Annotated in this window: 6 protein-coding genes and 1 pseudogene; all 7 read right to left on the reverse strand. The window is 39.4% G+C overall.

Going from position 1 to position 11968, the window contains the following annotated elements:
* Nucleotides 1–3498: 3498 nt before the first annotated feature.
* Entirely contained in the window at nucleotides 3499–3939 is a 441-nt protein-coding gene (locus WN50_RS00245; protein ID WP_046279367.1) for a VOC family protein, read from the reverse strand.
* Nucleotides 3940–4153: 214 nt separating this feature from the next.
* On the reverse strand, nucleotides 4154–5287 hold the full coding sequence (gene dprA, locus WN50_RS00250; protein WP_046281085.1) for a DNA-processing protein DprA: 1134 nt from the start codon (nucleotides 5285–5287) through the stop codon (nucleotides 4154–4156).
* Between the two features lie 20 nt (nucleotides 5288–5307).
* On the reverse strand, nucleotides 5308–6849 hold the full coding sequence (locus WN50_RS00255) for a hypothetical protein (RefSeq protein WP_046281084.1): 1542 nt from the start codon (nucleotides 6847–6849) through the stop codon (nucleotides 5308–5310).
* Between the two features lie 129 nt (nucleotides 6850–6978).
* Nucleotides 6979–8490: cobaltochelatase subunit CobN (locus WN50_RS35615; RefSeq protein ID WP_235440778.1), on the reverse strand; the 1512-nt coding region annotated here is incomplete at its 5' end.
* A gap of 1 nt (nucleotide 8491) precedes the next feature.
* Nucleotides 8492–10875: pseudogene (gene cobN, locus WN50_RS35620) on the reverse strand (cobaltochelatase subunit CobN); the annotation flags it as partial.
* Between the two features lie 131 nt (nucleotides 10876–11006).
* Entirely contained in the window at nucleotides 11007–11288 is a 282-nt protein-coding gene (locus WN50_RS00265; protein WP_046281082.1) for a DUF3288 family protein, read from the reverse strand.
* 448 nt (nucleotides 11289–11736) lie between these two features.
* Nucleotides 11737–11919, reverse strand: coding sequence for a hypothetical protein (locus WN50_RS00270; protein ID WP_046281081.1), 183 nt, complete (start codon nucleotides 11917–11919; stop codon nucleotides 11737–11739).
* Nucleotides 11920–11968 lie beyond the last annotated feature (49 nt).

An 11968-nucleotide genomic window follows, 5' to 3' on the forward strand; every position in this document is an offset into this window, starting at 1 on the left:
AGCCGATGGCAGGAATTACCAACGATTGCCCAATATGGAGTCTTATTTGCTTATACTTTAGGGTTTTTTATCGCTACGGTTTGGCTGGGAATGAACAGTAGTCTACCTTTAACTTCACAAACGTTAAAATGGGTGACATTGCTGTTAATTCCGCTAAATTTTTGGGCGATTGATAGTTTAGGATTACTGGATTCCATCACCGCTTTATTTAGTGCGATCGCTATCATTATTTTAACAGGAATTACAATTCTTTTCAATCCCATTTCAACGGCAAGAGAATCCCCCGGAATTTCACTCCAAGCATTGCTAATTCTAAATCAACTCGGACTCAGTTATTTACAATTAGGTTGGAGAGTACCAGGCTTTCCATTGATTGCTGTTTATTTAGGAATTATTGGGACTGGATTTGTTACTTTTTGTCGTCGTCAGGAACAGGAACAGATTAGCTTAAACAGGCTGGAAAACTTACCTTTAATATTTTGCCTTGTTCCTGTAGCTTTTCTCTGGTGGCGAGCCATTTTTGTCGTCAATCTTGATGTTTCTCAATTCGGATTTGCTTTAGGGTTAACTGGAGGCTTATTATCTCTTTATTCAGAGGTTATTTTACAACCATTTGCTTATCTTCTATTAGCCGCAGGTTGGCTTGTTTCTATCGAAAATAAACCCGAACAAGCTTTAGGCGTGAGTAGCATTGCGTTGTTAATTTTTGGAAGAAATTTAAGACAGTTTTGGCATCAGAAAGATTTAGCTTTGATTTTTGCGATTGGACTCCAAGCGTTTAGTTTAGTTTGGCGTTTAATTCCTGAACAAAGCCAACAAAATATTATAGAATTTTCTCTCCAAATCACGCAATCTCCTGATAATCCTTGGGTATTACTAGGTTTAGTGGGATTGGTTTATTTAGGGTTGATGCTAGCATTAACGGAGTGGATTCATCAGCAGCAAAAGCAAAATTTAGCTCGATTTGGAGAGAAAATAAGCTTAGGATTGGGTGTGATTTTAACAGCAATTTCGCTTCTTGATCCCGTTGTGCGATCGCTTAACTTATTAGCATCTACACTGATTTTAGTCGTTTATACGATTCGGCGTCAATCCCCAAGGGTTTTTCTCGTTTATCTTACCCATGTTACAGGTTTACTGACTTTAGCCAGTTTTATTGAATTATTTTTTCCTCAACTTCGTTTAGAAGAATGGGGAATATTATCAATTGTATTGATGATATTAGAGTGGTTATTCTACACCATTTTTACTCGCTCACAAACCATCCTAATTCCGCATTCCATTCTCAAAAGTGCTTGGCACATGGGATTAATCTTAGCCGGTTTGAGTTATCAATTCTTTTATGGTAATTCAACTGAGAATTCCGCTTCTTTCTGTGAAAACTTTACTTGTCAAGGGTTGAGTCTATGGGGAATTATGTGGTTAATGACTCCAATTGCATTAACCAGTATCGCTCGTCTGATTCCCCAACGCCGACAATTAGCCAGTCAATTCAGTATTATAGGAGCAATATTATTACAATTACTGGTATTTAGAATCCCTGGCATTCGGTTAATCAGTTGGGGTGTTGGCACTGCGGTAATGATTTTGAATACCAATCATCTTCAAAGTCAACTTTCAGCCATTCTAACCGTAGGTTTTGGGTTAACTTTTTCAGGGTTTTTAGCCTGGGAAACTATCCCCGATTTAACTTTAGCACGCGGGTTAGTTGTGATTGCAATCGCCCTCAATTTACTCTGGATAGGTCAGGCTATATTAAACCGCTTATCGAATTCTATCACGGTTCTGTATGCTATTGCTATCGAAAGCTGGACAGTCCTTTTATGTTGGGTTGAATTAATCGGTTTAACCGGGTATGTTGTGGGAATTTATTGGCAACTTTTAACCCCGTCAATTCCAATCACTGTAGCAACTTTTATCTCAATTATAGCAGTGATGATTCGGCTTTTCAATCCTCCCCCATCAGAGACAGAAGACTCAACTTTCCCTTTTTTCGTTTACATTTTCGGTTGGCAACTCGAACTTTTAATGGCTCACGTTCTCAGCTTTACAGACAACGCCCTTTTTAATTTATCCATTGCCAATCTAATTTTAGGATTAATCACCCAAATTTTAGGAGATTATTGGCGACATAGAAATAGAATTCATCATCTATCCAATCCCTGGCAAATTCTACCCCTATTTTACGGAATATTTGGTGCAGTTTTAAGGTCATCCGGCAGTTTTGATAACTGGACAGGAACCAGTTTATTTATCCTAGCATTCATTTTAATCGGAGTCGGGCGGCGGAGTCCTGAGTTAAAACCTCTAACCTATATGGGGATTTTTGGCGTTTCCCTCGCGGCTTATCAACTATTATTTTATAACACATATTCTGCCCCCATTGGAGAACAATTCATTGCCTTTGCAGGCTTAGGAACAACAATCGTTTACGTTTATCGTCTATTATCACCTCAACTCATTCATTATCTACATCTGAGTGAGAATGAAGTGAAAAATATTGCTCATCTTCACTGGGCAATGAGTAGCTGTTTTTTAATAGCTTCTCTGTCTCTTCCTTCTGAACTCAACTCCTGGTTAAGTTTAGGAATCGGAATCTTTTTAACCCGATATGCCATTTTTCAAGGTCGTTATCATTCTAATGCTATTGAAGCGGAATTTTGGGTTTATATTGGATGTTTACAAGCCGCAGCAATGACTTACTTTATTAGCGATATTTTAAATTTAGAAGGATTATTAATTCCCTGGAGCGGTGCAATTGCCTCTCTGATTGCGTATTTTATTTATTTTATCCCTTGGGAAAGTTGGGGATGGCAGCTTAAACCCTGGCGGCGAGTCGCGATGATTATACCCGTCTTAACTGTGGTTTTTACAACAATTATCGCCGGGTCAAACTTAGAACTATCTTGGTATATTTCTGTTAGTTTAGCTATTATTTTATATGTGGTTTTAGCTCGATTGACGGGCAATATTAAACTCACTTATTTTAGTATTGGATTAATCAATTTTGCTTATTATCGCTGGTTATTGTTAACAGAAAATAATTTAGGTGCTTTAGGTGATACACTTCTTCCCGGATTGTCTTTGTTATATTTTGCCCAAGTTGATCCCAGTTTACAACGTCCCGAACAAAAACTCTTGCGTCATTGGATTAGAATTTGTGGAATAGGTATGATTTGTGTAGCCGCATTGTTAACGAATCAATGGACTGGAATTCTTCCCGGTTTTATTAGTTTGATTGCCATTTTTATCGGCTTAGGATTGCGAATTAGGGCTTTTTTATACGTGGGTACGGTAACATTCTTGATTAATGCTGTTAACCAACTGTTGATTCTAAATTCGATTTATTCATTTTTTAAATGGATTATTGGTTTTATTGTGGGTTTAGTGTTAATTTGGATTGCGGCTAACTTTGAAACTCGACGAGAACAAATGATTGCAACATTGCAAAATTGGGTGAGTGAATTAGAAGAATGGGAATAAGTCAAATCAATGGGTTTAAGCGTTCATATCCGTTGCAAAAATATTACTTTCATCTTGAAACGATTTAAACTCTAAGACATTTCCACTGGGATCTTTGATAAATAAAGTCGCTTGTTCACCCACTTGTCCTTGAAAACGAATTTGAGGTTTAATGATAAATTCTATTTGTTTATTTTGTAAAGATTCAGACAATTTATGCCATTCATTCCACTCTAAAATCGCTCCGAAATGACGCACAGGAACATTTTCACCATCAACAAAGTTCGTCGAAATCGTACCATCTTCTGATGATTCTAAATGAGCCGTAATTTGATGTCCAAAAAAGTCAAAATCAACCCATCTCTCACTACTTCGCCCTTCTGTACACCCCAATACATCTTTATAAAAAGAGCGAGTTTTTTCTAAGTCTAATACAGGAAAAGCGAGATGAAAGCGAGGAAAAGAATGATCCGTCATCGGTTTAAGGTCTTGAGGAAAATACAATTTTTATTGAGTTTAGCATAGATTTATTCATCTTAACGTAAGGGCGGGTTCAAAGAGATTTATTCATCCCACAAACTACATTGATAAACCCGCCCTGGCAGTCGCTCTAATATTGGGGGCGGGTTTAGTTCAATCCCTGACTGATATTATAGCTCTTACAGAACCCGCCCCTACAATTAACCAACAATTAACACCGTTGATAACGCATTCCGGGTAACTGAGAAACTAACCCCAAAAGTTCCAACTGTAACAACGAACTTGAAACGATAGCCGCCTCTAATTCCGTTTGTTGAACAATCATATCAAAAGCAGTGGCTTCAGAAGAGATAGCCTGAAAAACTTGGGCTAAATTCGGTTCTAGAGTCGGAATAGAAGGTTGAGGTTTTGCAGGCGGTTCCAGCAAGGATAATTGTTGAGGCGTATCGAGTTTTGGGATAGCGCCAAGTTGTTCTAATAACTCTTCGATTTCTACGGGAATTAAACTCGCGCCCCCATTAATTAACTTTAAACAACCTTGAGACTTTTCATCATCTAAACGTCCAGGTAAAACATACACATCTCGACAAAACTCATTCGCCACATAAGCGGTAATTAATGCTCCTGATTTTTTACCTGCTTCCATCACAAATACGGCTCGACTTAAACCCGCAATAATCCGATTTCGACTGGGAAAATGTCGAGGATTGGGCTTTGTTCCTGCGGGATATTCACTAATTACTAAACCATTTTGAATAACTCTTTCAGACAATTGACGGTTATCTTTGGGGTAAATAATATCAACTCCCGTCCCAAAAATAGCCAGTGTTCGTCCGCCTGCATCCAAACAACTAGAATGGGCTTCGGTATCAATTCCGGCCGCCATTCCTGATATAATCGTTAAGCCACTTTTGGCTAATACACTGCTAATTTTGCGCGTCCAACGCCGCCCATATTCAGAAGGTTCACGAGTTCCAACAATCCCAACAGTCGGTCGAATTCCTTGGTTTTCTTCGGGTTCAATCGTTCCTCGATAATATAAAACAGGTGGTGGTGTCGGAATTTCTAAGAGTAAACGCGGATAATCTGTATCAGCAGGAGTCCAAAAATCAGGGTTTTTTTCGGAATGAGTTTTGATAAATTGATCGCAGTCAAATTTGACTCGCTGCTCTGCCACTTTTTCGGCGGTTTGTCGTCCAAAACCCTCTACTTTTTGTAACTCTTGAGTTGAAGCTTCCCAAGCGGTTTTGAGTGTACCAAAATGCAGGCGGAGGCGTTGCAAAGAAATCGGCCCGACTCCTGAAATTTGCGACCAACAAACCCAATAATCCCGTTCCTCTAGCACGTTTTTCTCTCCTATCGTTATTACTTCGCTCGCGGCCAAGGAATTGCAGATTGTCCGACTAATTTCTGAGCAACAACTCTAGCTCCATAGCGGTTCAAATGACTCGGATCAACAAAATATTCATAACGGGTTAATGCTTGTTCAGAGAGATCAATAAAGAGAAATCCATACTCTTTGGAAAGTCGCTGCATATGGTTTCTAAATTGCTGTTCTGCCCACCAACGAAACGAATCTAAATAATCATCCGTTAGGGGCAAATTGACAAATACAAGCGGGATATTTCTCGTCTTGACAAATCCCACCAAAAAACTCAATGCTCTAGCCTGTTCTCCCCCTAAATTAAACGCTCGATAATCCCCATCATATTGACCAGAAACATAGGGACGTTGTTGATAGTAAGTGTTGGGATTAAAGCGATTAGATTGGGGTAAAAATCCATTGGCATCAATAGTCGTACCCAAGGAAACAGGTGTAGCGGTGATTGGTTCAGAGGAACGATACAAAAGATTATTCAATTGGGGGGTTTCTGACTGTTCAAATTGAACGAAATCAAACGTTTCAGATTCAGATTCTAACTCTAAAGGTTCAACAGCAATTTCTGTTTCTAACTGTTGATTCTCTTGACTGGCTTTAGGAAAATTCCACTTCGGTTGAGCCATACAAGATTTTGGCATTTGATAACAGATTTTGGTCTGTTCAGATTGATTTTGAGCCAATTTAGGACGAACGCCCGAGGCTAAACGTTTGTGTCCTTCTGAAGCCATAATGGATTGATAAGTGCGATCAATTCGACCACTATTTAATGCTCGTACACCATCCGCCCAAACGATCATTTTTGGCAGTTGATCCGGTGTTAATACCTCCCTCAAAATATAGTTAACAACTTGAGCCGTTGCGCCATTAACTCCGAAGTTAAAAATTTTCAAGCCTTGATAACCTTTCGCCGCTAAAGCCACTTTCATTTCTCTCGGATCAATTCCTTGCACAGCCCGAGAACTCCCGACAATTAAAATATCAGGTTTTCCAACGGTACTGAGATAAGACAAATAAAGTTGCAATTGTTGATCGAGAAATTCGCTATCAAAACTCGGAAACTGACTCGTCATTTGAGTTTTAGCAGCTTGCTGTTGCGAATAGGCTAAATTTCGCATATATTCAACCACTTTTTTCTCCGCAAAAGCCCGTTTAGGACTATTAGGAGGAACCGCTTGCATCCAAGCCACCGCCTGAACCCAGTTGCGGGCGACTTCATCCCATTGTTGCTTTGTTTTTGCAGTTTGTGCTAAATTAGACCCTCGCAATGCAAATCTAACAGACTCATCAAACGGACTTTGTTGAGTACAAGAATTAGATTTAGCAATCGTTTCTATTTGGGAATTTTGAGCAGAATTTGACGGATTTTCAGGGTTGACAATTGCTTGATTTTGAGTATTAGACAGAGATCTTGAGGGGGTACTGTTCACTTGTTTCTGTTGGAAATTAAACACAGTAACGACTAACAGAAATGCCGCGACAATCCAACCCCAAAACCCCGAGAACTTTAAACGACGAAATAGATTCATGGAAACCTCCTAGTGGATATTCCATCTGGTATATAAAAGTCAAGACTTTAGATGTCCAATTTTGTATTATAGAGTTTATTGTTTCAATTGAGTGGATCGGGAGAAGAAATTTTTATCAAATTATTTTAATCAGGAGTTCACCGCTTCCACAGCACCTTCAGCTTCATGTACAATCGTTCTTAAATCCTCTAAGATTTTCTGATTTGACGCTTGCCACAACCCCCGTTGATTCGCTTCTAACAAACGTTCAGCCATATCTCGCAACGCCCAAGGATTTTTTTCTTGAATAAACTTCTGCACCGTTTCATCCAACACATAAGCCTTTGCTACGCCTTCATACATGAAATCTTCCACACAGTTTGCTGTGGCATCATAAGCAAACAAATAATCCACCGTTGCCGCCATTTCAAACGCCCCTTTATAGCCATGTCGCATCACCCCAGCTATCCATTTTGGATTAATCACTCGAGAACGATAAACCCTCGCTATTTCTTCTTTTAATTGTCGCACTTTCGGACGTTCGGGTTGAGCATTATCACCGAAATAAGTTTGCGGATTTTTACCCGTAATAGCCCGAACAGAAGCCGTTAAACCGCCTTGAAATTGATAATAATCATCCGAGTCTAATATATCATGTTCTCGGTTATCTTGATTCTGCAAAACAATCTGCATTTTTTCAAGACGATTTTTAAACGCTTCCGGTGCCGAAATTCCCCCTAACTTACTTTGACTCTCCCCATTCTGACTCGTATAAGCGTAACTACTCCAGTTAATATAAGCCCTGGCTAAATCTTGTTCATCCGTCCAATTTTGAGACGCCATCAACCCTTGTAAACCCGCACCATAAGCACCTGGTTTTGAACCAAAAATACGATAACGAGAGCGCATTTCCGCCTGTTCTTTTGTTAACCCTGCTTTCATTAAACCTTCAGTTTCTTGCTTCACTTGTGCGGCTAAAGGATTCAATTCTGGGGGTTCATCTAGTTGAGAAACAGCTACAACTGCTTGATCAAATAAATCGATTAAATTCGGAAACGCATCACGGAAAAAACCCGAAATTCTCAACGTTACATCAACACGCGGACGCCCTAAAATAGAAATAGGTAAAATCTCAAAATCAACTACTCGACGAGAAGGCCCATCCCACACTGGTTGAACCCCTAATAACGCCAACGCCTCAGCAATATCATCGCCTCCGGTTCTCATCGTAGAAGTTCCCCAAACAGACAGTCCTAATGTTTGTGGATATTCACCATTTTCTTGAGTATAACGTTCAATTAAAGCATCTGCTGCGAGTTGACCGACTCTCCATGCTGTTTCTGTGGGAATAGCCCGAATATCAACCGAATAAAAATTACGTCCAGTCGGTAAAACATCAGGTCTTCCTCTGGTTGGCGCACCCGATGAACCACTCGGAATATATCGCCCTTCTAACCCTTTTAATAAGTGAGTGACTTCTTGATGAGTTTTTTGTAAGTTAGGTAAAAGTTTATTCTCTATCCAGTTTAGCTCTTTTTGGGTTAATTTTCCAGTGTTTACCGTTTCACCAGAGATAATTTTTTCAACTAAACTTGCTGCATAGTTTTCTAACACTTCTACCGCATCCCCAACCGTGAGAAAAACTTTATTTTCCAAGGTTAANTTCTCTATCCAGTTTAGCTCTTTTTGGGTTAATTTTCCAGTGTTTACCGTTTCACCAGAGATAATTTTTTCAACTAAACTTGCTGCATAGTTTTCTAACACTTCTACCGCATCCCCAACCGTGAGAAAAACTTTATTTTCCAAGGTTAATTTTGGGTTTAAAAATCTACTAAAATCCGTTGTTAACGGGTCAAATTCTAATTGCCAATCTTCAGCAATAGCCCGAGTCAGCCCTAAACGCTGAGGACTTGGATTTCGGGCGATAGAAACAATTAAATCTCTTAACTGTCGCCCCGTCGGACATTGCCCAAAAATATGTAAACCATCGCGAATTTGTGCTTCTTTAAGTTCACACAAATAACCATCAATGGTATTTAAAGCTTGTGGATTGAGTTGATTTTCAACTAAACCTAAATCTTGATCTAAATTCTCAGTTTTAATCAAATCTTCCAAACGAGTTTTAATCATCGGTAGCCGAGACGGATCTAAACTTTGCGCCTCATAATATTCATCGACTAATCCTTCTAACTGTTGTAACGATCCGTAGAGTTCAGCCCGAGTCAGAGGCGGTGTAAGATGATCTAAAATCACCGCTTGCGAACGACGTTTGGCCTGCGATCCTTCCCCCGGATCGTTCACAATAAATGGGTATAAATGAGGCATTGCACCGAAGGCAATTTCAGGATAACAAGTTTCAGATAATCCGACACTTTTTCCCGGCAACCATTCCAAATTACCATGTTTTCCGACATGAATAATCGCATCCGCTTCAAATTGATATCGTAGCCAATAATAGAAGGCTAAATAGTCAGGAGTTGGTTCTAAATCTGGGGCGTGATAGTTTAAACTCGGATCACGATCATAGCCGCGACTGGGTTGAATTCCCACAAAAATATTATTGAGTTTAATCCCGGAAATGGGGAATATTTCAGGATGAGAATGGTCTGAAAAATCCAGATTCCAACGTTGACAAATTGCCGCTTGTATGGTTTCAGGAAGTTGAGAAAAATATTGTTTAAAATCGTCCCAATTTAATGACTGTTGAATGCTTCTCTGTTCCCGCCCTTCTGGATCATTTGTCACCCCAGAAGTCAACAGTTTAATCAATTCTTCTCCCGTTTTTGGGACATTTTGAATCTTGTATCCTGCCTGTTGCAATGCTTCGAGGATATGCACACAACTGGCGGGTGTGTCAAGCCCCACTCCATTGGCTAACCGTCCATCTGCGGTGGGGTAGTTAGCGAGGATGATCGCAACACGTTTTTCTGTAGCTTTTTTTTGGCGTAATTTTACCCAATTTGCGGCGAGATCGGCTACAAATTTGATGCGATCGCTGACAGGAATATACCCAACGACGTCAGTTTCTAACTTTTGGTTCCAAGTTTCTACCGCCTTAAAAGATACCGCACGAGTGATGATCCGTCCATCCACTTCGGGTAAAGCGACATTCATCGCCACATCTCGGGGTGAAAGTCCCTGAAAGTCTGCTTCCCATTGTTGAATGGTTTGACTGCTGAAAATGACTTGTAAAATCGGAATATCTAAGCTAAATAAAGGAGAATTTACAGTAGAATCTTCGTCAATAGAAGCTATCGAAAAGCTAGTTGTATTCAGAAGGATTTCAATATTTTTATCTGTGCTTTTTTGCAGTTCCATCAACACTTCTCCCTGCACATCTGGATCGCGCAAAGATGAGACAAAAACAGGGATTGGGTTTAAATTCCGCTCTGTTAACGCTTGACAAAGTTCATCAATGGGGCGAATATTACCCGATAAATAATGAGCGCGATAAAAAAGGATACCCACTTGAGGAATATTGGGTTTAGATGCTATTTTATTTTGATAAATTCCAACACGAGGAACGGAAACAGGCTGCTGATAAGTATAGGATATATTTAAACAAGTTTTCGCAATAAATAATAAAGCGTTTGTATAGTTCTCAATTCCGCCTTCGGTGAAATAATTCCAAAGTTGATTTACAATATTGAGAGATACTGTTGAATGACTCATTAACTCTGGGTCAGGGCGATCATCTCCGGGTAATATAATTAACTCTGCCCCGGTTTTTTCAACCGTTTCTGCAACCACTTCTAAGCCATAATTCCAATAGGAACGTCCGCCCAAAAGTCGAATTATAATCACTTTTGCTTGGGTTAAAATCTCCTCAGCATAGGTATCGATGGTTAACTGTTGTTGCAGTTGTAAAAGGTTCACAACTCGTAGAGATGGAAAATCACTCGGAAGTTGATCAACTGCGGTGGCTAGGGTTTGAATATCGGTATCTGCTGCGGTTAAAAAAACAATCGGTGCAGGCGTTTGTTCGATGAAAATAACGCCTTCCGTGTCAGGAGTCCAACCGCCAGGTGTAGCAGAAATTCTGTGCATTTATAATCTTTTTTTATTACGTTTGTTGTTGTGCGGAGAGTAAACTGAATTAAATTAAGGGCGGGTTGATCAATGTTGTCTGTGAGAAACATAGATTTTAGCTGAACCCGCCCCTACAACTGTAAACTGAATTAAAGCCAATCTTCTTGATCTTCTTTTTTAACTTTGTAAACTTGACCTTTAGCGTGTATTTCACGAGTTTTTTCAAACAGAGTTTCTTCAGTTAATTGCCAATTTTGCAAGATTTTTTCTAAATCACTCTGAATATCTCTAGCACCGGGAAATCCGCGATAACGAATTTTTAATCGGGCGAGTTCAACCAAGTTGAAGTCCGTCGGTTGATCTGCAATTAAACTCTTAACAGTGGCGTGATCACTATTATATTGAGGATGTTTTTGTTCTTGAGTGTTCATACTAAACCCAAATTAAAATAGAGCAAGCCTTACTCAATAGTCAAGCAACCCGTAGAGTATGATCCTCAATTTCTCTACGGGATAAAAACACTTAGAAAATAACTTGCTAGAGTAGAAAAGAAGTCTCTTTTCTCAGTGAAATCGGTGACAAGCCCGAATAGNGATCACTATTATATTGAGGATGTTTTTGTTCTTGAGTGTTCATACTAAACCCAAATTAAAATAGAGCAAGCCTTACTCAATAGTCAAGCAACCCGTAGAGTATGATCCTCAATTTCTCTACGGGATAAAAACACTTAGAAAATAACTTGCTAGAGTAGAAAAGAAGTCTCTTTTCTCAGTGAAATCGGTGACAAGCCCGAATAGAATAGACTCGATTTAAACAGAGTGAGTATCATTACTGATTTACAGAAAGCTAATTCTAGAGTCGAGAGAAAAATCAAGCCATTTAATTCTGATTGGCATCAGGAAAAGTGCGCTTAAACTCTTCAATCAGCTCATCAATTTCTTCAATCGCTTGATTTACATCAATTCTCAGCGTTCCTAAATCGGGTTTCTCTAGCAATTTGACTAGAGACTCTCGCTTAGTCTCAATCAGAGCAATTCGCTCTCGAATTGTATTAGAGTCCATTTGACCTTTCCTTTGCTACCTTATCCTCTATAATATATAGCGGTAAGCA

This window comes from Limnoraphis robusta CS-951 (assembly GCF_000972705.2).

Bases quoted from the DNA above. Each gene is read 5' to 3' on its own strand.
- WN50_RS00265 (WP_046281082.1), bottom strand. From the start codon at position 11,288: ATGAACACTCAAGAACAAAAACATCCTCAATATAATAGTGATCACGCC.
- WN50_RS00255 (WP_046281084.1), bottom strand. From the start codon at position 6,849: ATGAATCTATTTCGTCGTTTAAAGTTCTCGGGGTTTTGGGGTTGGATT.
- WN50_RS00270 (WP_046281081.1), bottom strand. From the start codon at position 11,919: ATGGACTCTAATACAATTCGAGAGCGAATTGCTCTGATTGAGACTAAG.
- WN50_RS00245 (WP_046279367.1), bottom strand. From the start codon at position 3,939: ATGACGGATCATTCTTTTCCTCGCTTTCATCTCGCTTTTCCTGTATTA.